Here is a 15751-nt window from a genome sequence, read left to right on the forward strand (position 1 = left end):
GGGCTATGAATGGGCCTGCATGTCTTTCAAGGAGCCTCGGATCATGGATGATCTGGTCAAAGAAGTTATTCCGTTGTTGCAGTATTTGATCCCCGGATTCCTGTCAGCGTGGATTTTCTACTCGCTGACGGCGTTCAAGCGTCCGGATACGTTCGGGCAGATTGTGCAGGCGCTGATTTTTACTTTTGTGATTCAAGGGGCTGTGTTGGGGGTTGGATCTGTCTGTTTATGGGTTGGCGCGAAGGGATTTTCTGTAGGGCAATGGGATGCGAGGGCTGAGACGGTGTGGGCTTTTGTCGTGTCGATAACCTTGGGGTTGCTTTCCTGTTATCTGGCAACCAATGACCAATTGCACAGTTGGCTGCGCAGTAGAAACGTCACGAAACAAACTTCCTACCCCAGTGAATGGTTCAGCATTTTTGCCCAGCACCATCGCCTTGTCACCCTGCACTTGACCGATGAAAGGCGCGTTTTTGGCTGGCCGGTGGAGTGGCCGCCGGAATCCAATAGCGGCCAGTTTGTGATGCAAAACCCCTGTTGGCTGGACGCCGATGGAACAGAGGTGCCTTTTGGCGCCGAGTATTTGCTGATAGATTCCGGCAAGGTCAAGTGGGTCGAGTTCGGCCCGAAATTGGAGAGTTCGCTATGACAGCCAGAGCACCGCAACCAATGCCAGAGTGGGTGGCGCGTCGTTATACAAAGGATGGCAAGCCGGTGGCGAATGCGCTGCCCAAGGCGCCTAGTGGCCCGCCGCCGCTGAAGGGGTGACCCCGCCAATTGCGTCATGCCGCGGATTATAGGGTGTGAGGGCCGGCCTCTTCGCGAGCAAGCCCGCTCCCACATTTTGGAATGCATCTCCCTGTGGGAGCGGGCTTGCTCGCGAAGGCTGCGTGACTGACATCACCTCACCTCAAAGTGTCTCCACCAACCAATCCCGAAACGCCTTCAACGATGGCAACGTCTCATTACGCGGCGGATACACCAGGTAATAGCTGCGCCGACTGGTAATCGGCTCGCCCAACTGCAGCAATTCACCCTTCAACAGTTCCTCTTCCACCAGAATCCGCGGCACCAGCCCTACGCCAATATTCGCTCGCACCGCCTGAATCAAATGCGAGGTCATTTCAAAACTCGGCCCGATGCGCATGCTGCGGTGCGGCAGGCTGTGATGGCTGAACCATTCCGTCCACGCCTGCGCATTACTGCTGACATTGAGCAGCAGTTGCCCCGCGATGTGCGCTTCGGCGTCATCGCGCTCGGCCTTCGATAACTGCGCGCTCGCAATTACCACCAGTTCTTCGGTATGCAGGGGCAGGGCGGTCAACCCCGGCCACTCCCCGCCACCCACACAAATCGCGGCGTCGATTTCGCTGGTATCAAAGTCGATCGCTTCGATGCGCGAATGCAAATGCACGGTCATGCCTGGGTGCGCTGTGTAGAAATCCTTGAGGCGCGGCAGCAGCCATTTCGAGCCAAACGTCGGCAACGTCGCCAGGCGCAAACTGTGAATGCCCGAACCGAACGCCATCGCCTGCAACGTCGCGCTGCGAATCTGTCCGAGTGCCTCCGAGAGTTCACGCTGATACATGCGCCCGACATCGGTCAGCACCACTTTGCGGCCCTCACGGCTGAACAGGCGCATGCCGAGCATCTTCTCAAGAATCTGCACCTGACGGCTGACCGCACTCTGTGTCAGCGACAGCTCATGGGCGGCGCGGGTGTAGCTTTCGTGGCGCGCTGCTGCCTCAAAGGCCAGCAATAACGACATGGAAGGGGTGAGCGTGCGCGGATTCATTCGTAAAAGTCATCAATAGCGGGTCGAATTTACGGTTGTCCCAGCGTCGGTCAGCAATGAACATGGGCACCATTAGATGGCGGAGCCTGACGCAATCATTCGTTGCGTACAACTGTTCACCGCCACATAGCCTGATTTTGACCGAGATAACCTGACCGATGATTGCCCAGCTGTCCCCCGCCAAAGCCCTGACCACTGATTATCAGCAGTTCCTCAAAGCCCTGAAGGCCAGCGGCTTTCGTGGGAAAATCAGCGCCGATTACGCCAATCGCGTGGTGTTGGCGACCGATAACTCGATCTATCAGCGTCTGCCGCAAGCGGCGGTATTTCCGATGGATGCCGAGGATGTGGCGCGAGTCGCACGACTGATTGCCGAACCGGCGTATCAGCAAGTGGTGATCACCCCGCGTGGCGGCGGCACCGGCACCAACGGCCAATCGCTGACCGATGGCATCGTCGTCGACCTGTCGCGGCACATGAACCGTATTCTGGAAATCAACGTTGAGCAGCGCTGGGTGCGCGTGCAGGCCGGTGTGGTCAAGGATCAACTCAACGCCGCGCTGAAATCCGCCGGGCTGTTTTTCGCGCCGGAATTGTCGACCTCCAACCGCGCCACCGTCGGCGGCATGATCAACACCGACGCCAGCGGCCAGGGCAGTTGCACCTACGGCAAGACCCGCGATCATGTGCTCGAACTCGACATGATCCTGCGTGGCGGCGAACGCTTGCACGGCCAGCCGCTGGAAGAAAGCGAGTTTGCAGCGCTGTGTGCCCGCGAAGATCGCGTCGGTGAAGTCTATCGCTGTGCGCGGCAGATCATTGATGAGCAGGGTGAACTGATCCGGGAACGCTTTCCCGATCTCAATCGCTGCCTGACCGGTTATGACTTGGCGCACCTGCGTGAGGCGGACAACCGTTTCAACCTCAACAGCGTGCTCTGCGGCGCGGAAGGTTCGCTGGGTTTTGTCGTCGAGGCGCGGCTCAATGTGCTGCCGATTCCCAAGCACACGATGCTGGTCAACATCCGCTACGCCGGGTTCATGGACGCGCTGCGCGATGCCCGTGCACTGATGGCGCTCAAGCCGTTGTCGATCGAAACGGTCGACTCGAAAGTTCTGCTGCTGGCGATGCAGGACATCGTCTGGCACGGCGTCGCTGAATACTTTCCTGAAAGCGCTGAGCGGCCGACGCTGGGGATCAACCTCGTCGAGTTCTGCGGCGACGATCCCGAAGACCTGCAGCAGCGGGTTGAAAGCTTTATCGAACACTTGACCAGCGACCAGACCGTCGAGCGCTTGGGTCACACCTTGGCGGTCGGTCAGGCCGCGGTGAACAAGGTTTACGGCATGCGCAAACGCGCGGTCGGCCTGCTCGGCAACGTTGCCGGCGAAGCGCGGCCGCAACCGTTTGTCGAGGACACCGCTGTGCCGCCGCAACACCTGGCCGAGTACATCGCCGAGTTGCGCGACCTGCTCGACAGCCACGGTTTGCAGTACGGCATGTTCGGCCACGTCGACGCCGGCGTACTGCACGTGCGGCCAATTCTCGACATGAAGGATCCGCAGCAGGCGGCGCTGGTGCGCCCGGTGTCCGATGGCGTCGCGGCGTTGACCCAGCGTTACGGCGGTCTGCTGTGGGGCGAACACGGCAAAGGTCTGCGCTCGGAATACGTCCCGGCGTTTTTCGGCGAGTTGTACCCGGCGCTGCAAGCCCTGAAAGCGGCGTTCGATCCGTTCAACCAGTTCAACCCCGGCAAAATTGCCACCCCGGCGAATAGCGGCGCGGCGTTGCTGAAGATCGATGAAGTCACCCTGCGCGGTGAATTCGATCGGCAGATCGACGAAAAGGTTTGGCAGAGCTACGGCGCGGCCATGCATTGCAACGGCAACGGCGCCTGCTACAACTTCGATCCCGATGACGCGATGTGCCCTTCGTGGAAAGCCACCCGCGAGCGTTCGCAGTCGCCCAAGGGCCGCGCTTCACTGGTGCGTGAGTGGCTGCGTTTGCAGGGCGAGGCCGGTGTCGATGTGCTCTCTGACGCGATTCGCAAACCGGCATTTTTCAGCACACTGTGGCAGCGCTGGCGCAACACCCGTGCGCAATCCGAGGATTTCTCCCACGAGGTCTACGACGCCATGGCTGGTTGTCTGGCGTGCAAATCCTGCGCGGGACAGTGCCCGGTGAAGGTCAATGTGCCGGAGTTTCGTTCGCGGTTTCTCGAGCTGTATCACAGCCGTTATCTGCGCCCGGCGCGGGATTATCTGATTGCTTCGCTGGAGTACAGCATTCCTTACATGGCGCGGATTCCGGCGTTGTACAACGGTTTGATGGGCGCTGCGTGGGTGCGCGGCTTGCTGGAGCGTGTCGGTGGCATGGTTGATGTGCCGCTGCTCAGCCGTTTTGATTTCCATGCGGCGATGCGCCGTTGGCAGGTGTTGCCGGCGACGGTGGACAACCTGTCAGCGCTGACTCAGGCACAACGTGAACGCAGTGTGGTGTTGGTGCAGGACGCCTTTACGCGCTACTTCGAGGCGCCGTTGTTGGCGGATCTGGTCGAGTTGATCTCGCGTCTCGGTTATCAGGTTTACCTCGCGCCGTTCAGTGCCAACGGCAAGCCGCTGCACGTGCAGGGTTTCTTGTCGGCGTTTAATCGCGCGGCATTGCGCAATGCCCGCCAGCTCGGTGAGTTGGCGCAAATCGGCGTGCCGCTGGTGGGACTTGATCCGGCGATGACTCTGGTCTATCGCCAGGAATACCTGAAGGTGCCCGGCATGCAGGACTGCCCCGAAGTGGCGCTGATGCAGGAATGGTTGCTCAAGGTCATGCCCGAGCAAAAGAAACGTGGCGAAGCGTTCCGCTTGCTCGCGCATTGCACCGAGAAAACCAACGCCCCGGCCGCCACCCGTCAGTGGGAGCAATTGTTTGAGCGGGCGGGATTGCAACTGGCGACGCAGGCTACTGGCTGCTGCGGGATGTCCGGCACTTACGGTCACGAAGCGCGCAACCGCGAAACGTCGGCGGTGATTTACGAGCAATCATGGGCGCGTCAGGTCGAGGCGCCGGTGGAGCAGGGCGAGGCGCTGGCCACCGGTTATTCGTGCCGCAGCCAGGTCAAGCGCCAGTCGGATCGGGCACTGCGCCATCCGTTGCAGGTGTTGCTGCAGGTTCTGCGCGGTTGAGGTCTGCGTCGTCCGGGGCGTTACGCCAGATCATGCGCGGGTCGAAACTCATCGCCGCGAGCATGGTGAAGACCACGACCAGGCCGAAAAACAGAATGCCCGGTCGTGGTTCGATATCACCGAGCGCCTGAAACTTCACCAACGCCGCAACCAGCGCGACGACCAATACGTCGAGCATCGACCAATAGCCGATCAGCTCGACGAAACGGTACAGCTTCGAGCGCTCCTTGCGCGCCCAGTCGCTGTCGCGTTGCACGGTGACCAGCAGCAAAGTCAGGGCAACGAATTTGATCCCCGGCACGGCAATACTGGCGATGAAAATGATCAGCGCGATGTCCCAGGCACCGGCCTCCCAGAACTCCAGCACGCCGCTCATGATCGTGCTGTCGGCGCCGTTGCCGAGCATGGTGGTGTTCATCACCGGCAGCAAATTGGCCGGGACATAGAACGCCAACGCCGCGAGCATGTAAGCCCAGGTGCGCGCCATTGAATTGGTTTTGCGCCGATGCAACGGGGCGTCGCAACGCGGGCACTCGTGCGGCTCGTCAGTCATGTCACAGGCCAGCCCACAGCTGTGGCACAGACACAGATTGAGTTCGGTGGCGGTCGGTGGTCGCTTCATAGAATGTCCCAGAGATCGCGAATGTCGCGGCCGGCAATACGGATCATCATCAGGCTCAGCGCGGCGAGTGCGAACAGGCCGATGCCGGGCAACACGTCAAGCAATCCGGCGAGTTTGAACACCGCGACCATTGCGCCCAACAGGCAGACTTCGAGCATGCTCCACGGGCGCAACGTTTCCAGCCAGCGCATGCAAACCTTGAAGCCCGGCGCACGTTGCGAGCGCATCGCGTAACTCAGCACCCAGACCAGCAGCACCAGTTGAAACGCCGGGGCGATGATGATGGCAATCGCCGCGACCATCGCAATAAACGTGATGGGGCCCTGACTCAGCGCGAGCACCGAATCCCACAGCGTCGCGCTGTTTTTCAGGCCTTGCAGGCTGATGCTCATGACCGGGTAGAAATTGGCGAACAGCCACAGCATTGCAGCGGTGAACGTCAGCGCCAGACGCTGCTCAACGCTCAGACCATTGAAGCGCTGCAGCACACCGCCGCAACGTACGCAGAGGGTTTTCTGGTGTTTGGCGAGCGCGACTTTTTCATACACACAGTCGCAATGCTCGCAGATGATCAGGGTTTCGGGGTTGACCATGGACAACGCTCGACAGCAGGCCGCAGGGGCAGGAAGACTCGGGCATTATAGACGCATGTGTAGGAGCTGCCGAAGGCTGCGATCTTTTGATCTGGCTTTTTTAGAGCAAGGTCAAAAGATCGCAGCCTTCGGCAGCTCCTACAGGGGGAGGTGGCGGGGCTTGGGAATTATTTACGATCCAGCCACACGGTTTGCGCGTTGCAGAATTCGCGGACGCCGAAGTGCGACAGCTCGCGGCCGAAACCGCTTTTCTTCACGCCGCCGAAGGTCACGCGCGGGTCGCTGGCGGAGTAGCCGTTGATGAACACGCCGCCGGTTTCCAGTTCGCTGGTCAGTTGCTGGGCCAGTTGCACGTTGGCGGTGTAGATCGTCGCGGTCAGGCCGAATTCGCTGTCGTTGGCCAATGCCACAGCATGGGCGCAATCGCGGGCGGTGATGATCGAGGCGACCGGGCCGAACAGTTCCTGTTTGAACGAGGTCATGCGGTCGGTGACATCAGCCAGCACGGTAGGCTCGTAGTAGTTGCCGGCACCTGCGGTTTTGCCGCCACCGAGCAACAGCGTCGCGCCTTCTTCCAGGGTGTCGCGCACTTGCTGATCGAGCTCATCACGCAGGTCGAAACGTGCCATCGGGCCGATGTAAGTGTCGGCAGCCAATGGATCACCCACTTTCAGCTTGCGGGTGGCTTCGACGAATTTGCGGGTGAATTCTTCAACCACGCCTTCTTCGATGATCAGACGTTTGGCGGCTGCGCAAACCTGGCCGGAATTCTGGTAGCGGCCAATGACGGCGGCTTGCACGGCCTCGTCGATATCAGCATCGTTCAGCACGATGAATGGATCGGAACCACCCAATTCCAGCACGCATTTCTTCAGCGCAGCACCGGCCTGAGCGCCGATGGCCATGCCGGCACGCACGCTACCGGTCAGGGTCACCGCAGCAATGCGCGGGTCAGCAATCGCAGTGGAAACGCCTTCTGGAGTGACGTTGATCACTTCAAACACGCCGTCAGCGAAGCCTGCGCGAGTGAACGCATCACGCAGCAGGTAAGCGCTGCCCATCACGTTCGGCGCATGCTTGAGCACGTAAGTGTTGCCCGCGATCAGCGCTGGCACGGCGCCGCGCAGCACTTGCCAGATCGGGAAGTTCCACGGCATCACCGCGAGAATCGGGCCGAGCGGACGGTATTCGATGCGCGCCTTGCCGCCTTCAACCTGGGTCGGTTCAGCGTCGAGCATCGCTGGGCCGTTCTCGGCGTACCACTCGCAGAGCTTGGCGCATTTCTCGATTTCGCCACGGGCCTGAGCGATCGGTTTGCCCATTTCCTGGGTGATCATGGTCGCCATCGCCTCAGCGGTTTCACGCAGCGCGCCGGCGAGGGCGGTCAGCAAACGCGAGCGATCCTGCAGCGGCTTGCGCTTCCACTTGCCGAAGCCGTAAGCAGCGCGGGTCAGCGCGGCATCGAGGGCGGCGGCCGATTCAAAGGCGTAGTGGCCAATCTGCTCGCCGCTGGCTGGGTTGATCGAGATGGCGTGGGTCTGGCTGGAAATCTGGCTCATGGCTGTGTCCTGCATGTTCGTCGGATGAGCCTAGAGTAGGGTGGTGTTTGTTTTCTGGAAACTGAATAATAAAGATCGTTTCTTTCACGATTGGAGAATGACTGTGGATCTGGTGCAGCTGGAAATCTTCAAAGCCGTTGCCGAGCACGGCAGCATCAGCGCCGCCGCCACGCAGATCCATCGCGTGCCGTCGAACCTGACCACGCGCATCAAGCAGCTTGAGCAGGATCTGGGTGTCGATCTGTTTATTCGCGAGAAAAGCCGTTTGCGTCTGTCGCCGGCCGGGTGGAGTTTTCTCGAATACGCGCGACGGATTCTCGATCTGGTGCAAGAGGCGCGCGCGACCGTGGCGGGCGAGGAGCCGCAAGGCGCATTTCCACTGGGATCGCTGGAAAGCACCGCGGCAGTGCGCATTCCCGAGCTGCTCGCGGCGTATAACCAATTACACCCGAAAGTCGATCTCGACCTGTCCACCGGGCCCTCGGGAACAATGATCGACGGCGTGCTTTCCGGGCGCCTCGCCGCGGCGTTTGTCGACGGCCCGGTGCTGCATCCGACGCTGGAAGGCGTGCCGGCCTTCGAGGAAGAAATGGTCATCATCGCGCCGCTCAATCACGCGCCCGTCCAGCGGGCGGCGGATGTGAATGGCGAGAATATTTACGCCTTCCGCTCCAACTGCTCATATCGTCATCACTTTGAAAAGTGGTTCAGCACCGACGCCGCTGTGCCCGGAAAAATCTTCGAAATGGAGTCCTATCACGGCATGCTCGCCTGCGTCAGCGCCGGTGCCGGTCTGGCGCTGATGCCACGCAAGATGTTGCAGAGCATGCCTGGCAGCGCGACCGTCAGCGTCTGGCCGCTGGCAAAGGATTTTCGCTATCTGACTACGTGGCTGGTGTGGCGCCGGGGCACGGTGTCGCGCAGCTTGAGCATGTTTGTGCGGCTGCTTGAAGAACGCGGGGTGGTGCGCGCAGAAGAGTAATTGACACCTTGTGTCATGGCTGTATCTTTATCGGTGTTTCGCAATATAAAAAACTATACAGCGCGGCCATGAGGACAAGGAAATGACCACAGCATTAAGCGGTAAAGAAGCGGTCGGCGAACGTTTTGTGCTGGAAACGATGCGCCACGCCCAGCAATTGACCTGGAAAGCCGTCGACGCCATTGCCGAGGTGATCAAACCGGGCATGCTTGAATCCGAAGCGACGGCGCGAGGCAAGGAAATCCTCGCCGAATTGGGCATGGACCGGATCTGGCATCCGCTGCTGATTCGCTTCGGTGCCAACACGCTGAAGACCTTCAAACAGCGCTCCGACGGCGATCCGGTGCTCGGTGAGGACGACATTTTCTTTATCGACATGGGCGTGGTCTGGCAAGGCCACGAAGGCGATGCGGGTGCGACCTACACCACCGGTTCCGACTCGCAAATGATTGCCTGCGCGGCGGCTGCCAAGGAATTGTTCGACCGGGTCGAAGCGTTCTGGCGCAAGGGTGTTTCCGGCGTTGAGCTTTACCGCTATGCGACTGAACAGGCCGAAGCGATGGGTTGGGTACTGAACCTGAACATTAAAGGGCACCGGGTCAGCGATTTCCCGCATGCGATTCACCGTGGCGGCGATCTGGGCGATTTCGAGCAGGCGCCGAACGCCGGCGTTTGGATTCTGGAAATCCAGATCGCCCATCCGACGCGGCCGTTCGGCGCTTTTTACGAAGATTTGCTCATTTAGGAAAGCCTCATGACTACACCTAATGTTTTGCTTTTTTCCTACGGCACTTTGCAGGATCGCGCCGTGCAACTCTCCAACTTCGGCCGCGAGCTGCAAGGGCGCCCGGACAGTCTGCCGGGCTATAAGCAGGAAATGGTCGAGATCACCGATCCTGCGGTGCTCGCCACCAGCGGCAAGACCCACCATCCGATCGTGCAGGAAAGTAGCAATGCGGCCGATGAGATTGCCGGCACGGTTTTCCAGATCACCGCGCAGGAGCTGGCGGCAGCTGATGAATACGAAGTGGCGGACTACAAACGCGTCAGCGTGCTGCTAAAGTCTGGAGTCGATGCATGGGTTTACGTGCAGGCGTGACAACAGAGCGCAGCGCTGTAGTTGTTTTTATATAGCGCCAACTTCGATGATGCACGCCGTTTCCTAACTCCAAAGTCAATAAACAGGACATCCATCATGAAAGTCAGCGCACGCAACGTATTCAAGGGCAACGTCAGCAATGTTCAGGCCGGCGCCGTCAACGCCGAAGTGGTACTGACCCTGGCTGGCGGTGAGCAGTTGGTTGCCGTCGTGACCATGGAAAGCATCAAGAACCTTGGCATCGCCGTCGGCAAGGAAGCCGTTGCGCTGATCAAGGCGCCGTGGGTGATGCTGATGACTGAATCCAGCGACATTCGCCTGTCGGCGCGCAATTGCCTGGAAGGCACAGTGCTGAGCGTAACGGACGGTGCGGTCAACGCTGAAGTGGTGATCGAGCTGGCTGGCGGTTCGAAGGTCTACTCGATCGTTACCCGCGACGCCGTTGCCGAGCTGGGCCTGGCGAAAGGCGTCAGCGCTACGGCGGTGATCAAGGCTTCGCACATCATTCTGGGTGTTCCGGCCTGATAGTTTTTCAGGCAAATAAAAAACCGCTGATTCCGGGATCAGCGGTTTTTTGCGTTATGGCGTGCCGTTGCGGCCGTATAGGCGATAGCCCTCGCGTTGGTTCAGGCGTTCGTAATAGGCGCTGACGGCGGGCAAGTGCGGATGCTTGAGCGGTGTTTCGAACCAGCGGTTAACCGAGAGTCCGATCGGGATGTCCGCCAGTGAAAACTCGTTGCCGCTGACGTAAGCACCGGTAGATTCCAGCTGTCGATTCAGAATCTCCATGTTCTTCGACCATTGCTCGATCCCGACCGCCAGCGCAGTGCCGTCCTGATAATCAGGTGACTTGCGCACCAGCGACATCAGCGGATACGACCACGAGCGATTCAGTTCCGAAGCCTGCCAGTCAATCCACTGATCGACCCGCGCCCGGGCCATCGGCTCAGTCGGATAAAGCTGCGCGCCGCCGTAGCGCGAGGCCAGATAACGAATGATCGTATTCGATTCCCACAGGGTGAAATCGCCGTCCTGAATCACCGGCACCATGGCGCAGGGATTGAGCGCGAGGAACTCCGGCGTATGCGTCGTTTTGAACCCTGAACCCCAATCCTCCCGGTCGAACGGAAGCTGCAATTCGGCGCAGATCCACAGCACCTTACGTACATTGATCGATGAGGCTTTGCCAAGTATTCGCAGCATCGGATGTCCTTTCCATCAGGTCGTCGGGCGTAAAGAAATACCACACCGATACGAAGAAGACCCGCTCATGGCGGGCCTTCTTTTTTCATCCAATCAAATTACAGACTGCTCGCCAACTTCCCGCCCATCATCCGTCGACGATAGGACGTATCCCGATTCGCCAGCCAGAAGTACAGCGGCGACGTCACCAGCAAGCCCACCAGCCACGACAGATCCGCGCCGTTGATGTGTGCCGCCACCGGGCCGACGTACAGTGGCGTGTTCATGAACGGGATCTGCACGGCGATGCCGATCGCGTAGGCCAGCAAGGCCTGCGGGTTGTAGCGACCGTAGATGCCGCCATCAACCTGGAAGATCGACTGGATGTCGTATTTGCCTTTGTGGATCGCGTAGAAGTCGATCAGGTTGATCGCCGTCCACGGCACCAGAACCACCAAAAGCACCAGCACCATGTCGACGAAGTGGCCGATAAAGTCCTTCGAGGCGCCGACGGCGGCGAAGCAGCAGGCCAGCAACACGATGATCGAGATCACTGCGCGGCTCTTGGCGGTCGGGATCCAGCGGTAGGCGAAGGTCTGCACCAGAGTGATCAGCGACAGCACGGCGCCGTAGAGGTTGAGGGCGTTGTGGCTGATCACGCTGAGCAGGAACAGCACCAGCATCAGCGGGCCGATCGAGCCTGTGGCCATTTTCACCGCATCCATGGTGTCCATGCCGACGGGCGTGGCGAGCACCGCGACGGCGCCGAAAATGAACGCCAGGCTCGAACCGAGCGCCGAACCCAGATAGGTCGTCCAGAAGGTCGACGAGACTTTGACGTCGGCCGGCAAGTAACGCGAATAGTCGGACACGTATGGCGCAAACGCGATCTGCCACAACGCCGCCAACGACACGGTAGCGAGCCAGCCGGAGAGGTTGAAGCTGCCACGGGTGAGGAAATCATCGGTCTGAATATGGGTGAAGATGTAGCCGAAACCGACGACGATGCCGATCCCCAGTACCCAGGTGCCGATGCGGTTGAGCACGTGGATAAAGCGGTAGCCGATGATGCCGATGATCCCCGATCCCACGGCGCCGATGACAATGCCGACCGGCACTGGAACGCTATCAACCACGCCGTGCAACGACTTGCCGGCAAGGACGATGTTGGAGGCGAAAAAGCCGATGTACATGACGCCGGCAATCAACACCACCAGCAGCGCACCGAGGGAGCCGAACTGCGCGCGGCTCTGGATCATCTGCGGAATGCCCATTTGCGGGCCTTGCGCCGAGTGCAGCGCCATCAGCACGCCGCCGACCAGATGGCCGACGAGGATCGCAACGATGCCCCAGACCAGATTCAAGTGAAACAACTGCACGCCCAACGCACCGGTGACGATGGGCAACGGCGCGATGTTGCCGCCGAACCAGAGCGTGAACAGATCCCTGACCTTTCCGTGGCGATCTTCGGGGGGCACGTATCCTATCGTGTGTTTTTCAATCAGCGGAGCGGAGGATGCTGCAGGGGTAGCCATGACGAACTCCAAGGCAAGGATGAGTACGTGGACGTACTTCGGCAAGCGCCGGCACGGGCGGCGCAATTCTTGTTGAAGCGATCATGGGTAAAGCGTCGGGATAGATAAATTAGTAAGTTTGTTGCTACAGACGTTAAAAAAAATATGCTCTGGGGGAGGCGGTGCTCCGGTATGTTCACCTCCAGTAGTCAGTGACCCTTTGTGATGATGGGATTTACCTGCAAGTAGAGATTTATCTGCAATGAGGTTCCTGTGGTGAGGGGATTTATCCCCGATGGGCTGCGCAGCGGCCCCTCTTTTGACTTTAAAAACAGGGGCCGCTTCGCGCCCCATCGGGGATAAATCCCCTCGCCACAGCGATCCTTTGATTTTCTGGAGATTCCCATGGCCGCCTACAACCTGCGCCAGCTCAAATACTTCGTCACCACCGCCGATTGCGGCAGCGTCGCCGAAGCCTCGCGCAAGCTGTACATCGCGCAGCCATCGGTCTCCACCGCGATCAAGCATCTGGAAGAAAGCTTCGGCGTGCAGTTGTTCATCCGCCACCACGCCCAGGGCGTCTCGCTGACGCCAAGCGGTTCGCGCTTCTATCGCAAGGCGCTGGAGCTGTTGCGCGTTGCCCACGAGTTCGAACAGAACGCCCTGGCCGACAACGACGTGGTCTCCGGACAGATCGATATCGGCTGTTTCGAAACCGTCGCGCCGCTGTACCTGCCGCGCCTGATCGCCGGTTTCAAGGCGCGCTGGCCCGGCGTGGAAATCCGCATTCGCGACGGCGAACAGCAGGAGCTGGTGCAGGCTCTGACCGCCGGCAGCATCGACGTCGCGATGATGTTCGAACACGACCTCGACAGCACCATCGAAACCACGCCGCTGATGCCGCCGCAACAGCCGTACGCCTTGCTTCCGGCCAACCATCGCTTCGCGCAGCAGGCCAAAGTTTCGCTGCATGATCTGGTGCTGGAACCGATGATCCTGCTCGACGTAGTGCCGAGCCGCACCTACTTCGTGAGCATCTTCGAAGAGCGCGGCCTGACGCCGAACATCGTCTTCAGCTCACCGTCGATCGAGATGGTGCGCGGCATGGTCGGCAATGGTTTTGGCTTTTCGATTCTGGTGACGAAACCGTTCAGCGATTACACCTACGACGGCCAGCAAGTCGTGTGTGTGCCGTTGGCGGAAACGGTGACCGGTTCGGGATTGTCGGCAGCGTGGTTGCGGCGCGTGCAACTGACCAAACCGGTGCAGTTGTTCGTCGACCATTGCCGTGAGGAATTGGCCCGACTGTACGCGTGAGTGCAGTCGAGCCGGGTTTCAATCGCGGATAAACGCCAGCACGCGTCGGAGCATGTCATCGCAGGCCTGCAACTGATCGAGGCTGACAAACTCATCCGGTTTGTGGCCCTGATCCATGCTGCCGGGGCCGCAGACTACGGTTGGAATGCCCACCGCATCAAACAAACCACCTTCAGTGCCGAATGCCACCGTGCCGAATTCCGTTGAGCCGCAGAACGCCGCAATCAACTCGGCAGCCTGGCTCTGCGCATCGGTGACCAGCCCCGGATACGCTGACAACTCGCTGAAACGAATTTCACTTTGCTCGCTGACCGCACGCATGCGTGGCAGCACTTCGCGTTCGGCATAGTTCTTCAGCGCCTCGGCGACCAAGGCCGGATCCTGCGAGGGCAGGGCACGGATCTCGAAATCGAAACGGCAATCGGCGGGCACGATGTTCAGCGCTTTACCACCGCTGATGACGCCGGTTTGCACGGTGCTGTAGGGCGGATCAAAACGCTTGTCGTGATGCTCCGGTGCTTTCAGTTGCTGACCGAGGCGCCCCAGTTCGCCGATCAGTTCGGCGGCGTACTCGATGGCGTTAACCCCGAGTGGCGCGTAGGCCGAATGGCACGGATGGCCGTGCACATCGCAGCGCATTGCCAGTTTGCCTTTGTGGCCGAGCACCGGTTTCAGTTCGGTCGGTTCGCCGATGATGCACAGCAGTGGTTTGACTGGGCGCTGCTGCAGAACCTTGAGCAAAGAACGCACGCCGAGGCAGCCGACTTCTTCGTCATACGACAACGCGATGTGCACCGGGATGCGCAACGAAGCCTGCACCAGCGCCGGCACCAAGGCGAGCACGCAGGCGATGTAGCCCTTCATGTCCGCCGTGCCTCGGCCAAACAGCTTGCCATCTCGCTCCGTCAGTTCGAACGGTGGCAGCGTCCACGGCTGGCCGTCGACCGGCACTACATCGGTGTGCCCGGACAGCACGATGCCCGGTTGATCCACCGGGCCGATCGTGGCGAACAGATTGGCTTTGCTGCGCTCTTCGTTGTAGATCAACGCGCAGGGCACATCGAAACCTTCGAGGTAATCACGAACGAATTCGATCAGTTGCAAGTTGGATTCACGGCTGGTGGTGTCGAACGCCACCAGCGCTCTGAGCAACTCGACGCTGTTCATCGATCATCACCGGCGACTCCGTAACCCGGGGCCTTAGCCGGGTCGAGGGCACGGTCGATGTAGTCCTGCAACTGTGGTTGGTAGGCATCCCAAAGTTTTTGCAACTGACCGATCGGGTCTTCATCGGCCCAGTCGACGCGCAAGTTAACGATCGGCCAGGTCTGTTCACCGACCACGACGACGGCGGCCGAATGCACCGGGCCGGCTTCGCCACCGAGGGCTTGTGCGGCGTGCAGGGCTTTGAGCAGACGGTCGGCGAGTTGGCCTTCGCCGTCTTCGAAAGCGCTGACCATCGCTTCGATGACTGAGCGCCCGGCGAGCATGTTGCCGGCAGCGACGCACTGTTCGCCGGAGACCGCATTGTGCACGCCGAGGGTCTGTGAACCGCTGAAGTGTGCGGTCTGGCCGAGGTGGTTGATCGCGGTGATCTGGCGGTACTGGCTGTAGCCGTTGCGCGTGAGGACTTTGTCCAGTGCTTCGTCCGGCGACAGGCCTTGCTCCATCAGCGCGAGCACTTCCGGGCCGAGCGAGGGCAGGGTGATGTTCTGGCTCGACACCGCGCCAACGCCCGGCAGCAACCATGGGCAGCGCGCGCCGACGGCGATGCTGGAGGAACTGATGGCGACACCGAACTGGCCGGTTTCGGCGCAGCGGGCTGCGATTGAAAAGGTCATCTAATGAACTCCTTGTGTGTTTGGGCTGGTCTCATCGCGAGCAGGCTCACTCCTACAGGTGAACGCAT

At 60.1% G+C, this 15751-nt stretch carries 15 protein-coding genes; 7 read left to right on the forward strand and 8 right to left on the reverse strand.

What is annotated here, in order from left to right:
- Window positions 1–43: 43 nt before the first annotated feature.
- Window positions 44–649, forward strand: a complete 606-nt coding sequence (locus ACIOMO_RS00825) for a DUF6338 family protein (protein WP_053121274.1) — start codon at window positions 44–46, stop codon at window positions 647–649.
- 261 nt (window positions 650–910) lie between these two features.
- On the opposite strand, the gene ACIOMO_RS00830 is transcribed toward ACIOMO_RS00825, so the two are convergent.
- Window positions 911–1795, reverse strand: a complete 885-nt coding sequence (locus ACIOMO_RS00830) for a LysR substrate-binding domain-containing protein (protein WP_053121272.1) — start codon at window positions 1793–1795, stop codon at window positions 911–913.
- 158 nt (window positions 1796–1953) lie between these two features.
- Between ACIOMO_RS00830 and ACIOMO_RS00835 the strand changes: the two genes are divergently transcribed.
- Entirely contained in the window at window positions 1954–4974 is a 3021-nt protein-coding gene (locus ACIOMO_RS00835) for an FAD-binding and (Fe-S)-binding domain-containing protein (protein WP_401237513.1), read from the forward strand.
- On the opposite strand, the gene ACIOMO_RS00840 is transcribed toward ACIOMO_RS00835, so the two are convergent.
- From ACIOMO_RS00840 to ACIOMO_RS00850, 3 genes are all read right to left on the reverse strand, one after another.
- Window positions 4907–5596, reverse strand: coding sequence for a paraquat-inducible protein A (locus ACIOMO_RS00840; protein WP_212551306.1), 690 nt, complete (start codon window positions 5594–5596; stop codon window positions 4907–4909). The two genes, ACIOMO_RS00835 and ACIOMO_RS00840, sit on opposite strands and share 68 nt — an antisense overlap.
- Window positions 5593–6189 (reverse strand): paraquat-inducible protein A, encoded by a 597-nt coding sequence (locus tag ACIOMO_RS00845; protein WP_053121267.1) that lies wholly within the window; start codon window positions 6187–6189, stop codon window positions 5593–5595. Before ACIOMO_RS00845 ends, ACIOMO_RS00840 begins: the two co-directional genes overlap by 4 nt.
- A 167-nt stretch (window positions 6190–6356) precedes the next feature.
- Window positions 6357–7748: an aldehyde dehydrogenase family protein gene (locus tag ACIOMO_RS00850; RefSeq protein WP_401237515.1), complete on the reverse strand. Its 1392-nt coding sequence runs from the start codon at window positions 7746–7748 to the stop codon at window positions 6357–6359.
- 103 nt (window positions 7749–7851) lie between these two features.
- Here ACIOMO_RS00850 and ACIOMO_RS00855 point away from each other — a divergent pair, with 103 nt between their 5' ends.
- The 4 genes from ACIOMO_RS00855 to ACIOMO_RS00870 all read left to right on the forward strand — a co-directional run bounded on the left by ACIOMO_RS00855 (window position 7852) and on the right by ACIOMO_RS00870 (window position 10354).
- On the forward strand, window positions 7852–8730 hold the full coding sequence (locus ACIOMO_RS00855) for a putrescine utilization regulator PtrR (protein WP_212544736.1): 879 nt from the start codon (window positions 7852–7854) through the stop codon (window positions 8728–8730).
- Between the two features lie 82 nt (window positions 8731–8812).
- Window positions 8813–9475 (forward strand): M24 family metallopeptidase, encoded by a 663-nt coding sequence (locus ACIOMO_RS00860; RefSeq protein WP_008086100.1) that lies wholly within the window; start codon window positions 8813–8815, stop codon window positions 9473–9475.
- Window positions 9476–9484: 9 nt separating this feature from the next.
- Entirely contained in the window at window positions 9485–9829 is a 345-nt protein-coding gene (locus tag ACIOMO_RS00865; RefSeq protein WP_053121263.1) for a gamma-glutamylcyclotransferase family protein, read from the forward strand.
- A gap of 96 nt (window positions 9830–9925) precedes the next feature.
- Window positions 9926–10354, forward strand: a complete 429-nt coding sequence (locus tag ACIOMO_RS00870) for a molybdopterin-binding protein (protein WP_053121261.1) — start codon at window positions 9926–9928, stop codon at window positions 10352–10354.
- A gap of 54 nt (window positions 10355–10408) precedes the next feature.
- Here ACIOMO_RS00870 and ACIOMO_RS00875 read toward each other — a convergent pair whose 3' ends face one another.
- Both ACIOMO_RS00875 and ACIOMO_RS00880 read right to left on the reverse strand, forming a co-directional pair.
- On the reverse strand, window positions 10409–11032 hold the full coding sequence (locus ACIOMO_RS00875; protein WP_053121259.1) for a glutathione S-transferase family protein: 624 nt from the start codon (window positions 11030–11032) through the stop codon (window positions 10409–10411).
- 98 nt (window positions 11033–11130) lie between these two features.
- Window positions 11131–12546 carry a purine-cytosine permease family protein gene (locus tag ACIOMO_RS00880; RefSeq protein ID WP_401237518.1) on the reverse strand — a complete coding sequence of 472 codons (1416 nt, stop codon included), beginning with the start codon at window positions 12544–12546 and terminating at the stop codon, window positions 11131–11133.
- 384 nt (window positions 12547–12930) lie between these two features.
- On the opposite strand from ACIOMO_RS00880, the gene ACIOMO_RS00885 reads away from it, so the two are divergent.
- Window positions 12931–13842: a LysR family transcriptional regulator gene (locus tag ACIOMO_RS00885; RefSeq protein WP_053121255.1), complete on the forward strand. Its 912-nt coding sequence runs from the start codon at window positions 12931–12933 to the stop codon at window positions 13840–13842.
- 18 nt (window positions 13843–13860) lie between these two features.
- Here the strand turns inward: ACIOMO_RS00885 and argE are convergent, their stop codons facing one another.
- Together argE and ACIOMO_RS00895 are read right to left on the reverse strand one after the other, a co-directional pair.
- Window positions 13861–15009 (reverse strand): acetylornithine deacetylase, encoded by a 1149-nt coding sequence (argE, locus tag ACIOMO_RS00890; protein WP_401237520.1) that lies wholly within the window; start codon window positions 15007–15009, stop codon window positions 13861–13863.
- On the reverse strand, window positions 15006–15683 hold the full coding sequence (locus ACIOMO_RS00895) for a DUF1028 domain-containing protein (RefSeq protein WP_212544577.1): 678 nt from the start codon (window positions 15681–15683) through the stop codon (window positions 15006–15008). The genes argE and ACIOMO_RS00895 overlap by 4 nt, the downstream gene beginning before the upstream one ends.
- Between the last annotated feature and the right edge of the window lie 68 nt (window positions 15684–15751).

It is taken from the genome of Pseudomonas sp. NPDC087804, assembly GCF_044742965.1.
Classification (GTDB): domain Bacteria; phylum Pseudomonadota; class Gammaproteobacteria; order Pseudomonadales; family Pseudomonadaceae; genus Aquipseudomonas; species Aquipseudomonas rustica.

Bases quoted from the DNA above. Each gene is read 5' to 3' on its own strand.
- ACIOMO_RS00875 (WP_053121259.1), bottom strand. From the start codon at position 11,032: ATGCTGCGAATACTTGGCAAAGCCTCATCGATCAATGTACGTAAGGTG.
- ACIOMO_RS00825 (WP_053121274.1), top strand. From the start codon at position 44: ATGGATGATCTGGTCAAAGAAGTTATTCCGTTGTTGCAGTATTTGATC.
- ACIOMO_RS00880 (WP_401237518.1), bottom strand. From the start codon at position 12,546: ATGGCTACCCCTGCAGCATCCTCCGCTCCGCTGATTGAAAAACACACG.
- ACIOMO_RS00835 (WP_401237513.1), top strand. From the start codon at position 1,954: ATGATTGCCCAGCTGTCCCCCGCCAAAGCCCTGACCACTGATTATCAG.
- ACIOMO_RS00870 (WP_053121261.1), top strand. From the start codon at position 9,926: ATGAAAGTCAGCGCACGCAACGTATTCAAGGGCAACGTCAGCAATGTT.
- ACIOMO_RS00850 (WP_401237515.1), bottom strand. From the start codon at position 7,748: ATGAGCCAGATTTCCAGCCAGACCCACGCCATCTCGATCAACCCAGCC.
- ACIOMO_RS00895 (WP_212544577.1), bottom strand. From the start codon at position 15,683: ATGACCTTTTCAATCGCAGCCCGCTGCGCCGAAACCGGCCAGTTCGGT.
- ACIOMO_RS00840 (WP_212551306.1), bottom strand. From the start codon at position 5,596: ATGAAGCGACCACCGACCGCCACCGAACTCAATCTGTGTCTGTGCCAC.
- argE (WP_401237520.1), bottom strand. From the start codon at position 15,009: ATGAACAGCGTCGAGTTGCTCAGAGCGCTGGTGGCGTTCGACACCACC.
- ACIOMO_RS00865 (WP_053121263.1), top strand. From the start codon at position 9,485: ATGACTACACCTAATGTTTTGCTTTTTTCCTACGGCACTTTGCAGGAT.
- ACIOMO_RS00860 (WP_008086100.1), top strand. From the start codon at position 8,813: ATGACCACAGCATTAAGCGGTAAAGAAGCGGTCGGCGAACGTTTTGTG.
- ACIOMO_RS00885 (WP_053121255.1), top strand. From the start codon at position 12,931: ATGGCCGCCTACAACCTGCGCCAGCTCAAATACTTCGTCACCACCGCC.
- ACIOMO_RS00830 (WP_053121272.1), bottom strand. From the start codon at position 1,795: ATGAATCCGCGCACGCTCACCCCTTCCATGTCGTTATTGCTGGCCTTT.
- ACIOMO_RS00845 (WP_053121267.1), bottom strand. From the start codon at position 6,189: ATGGTCAACCCCGAAACCCTGATCATCTGCGAGCATTGCGACTGTGTG.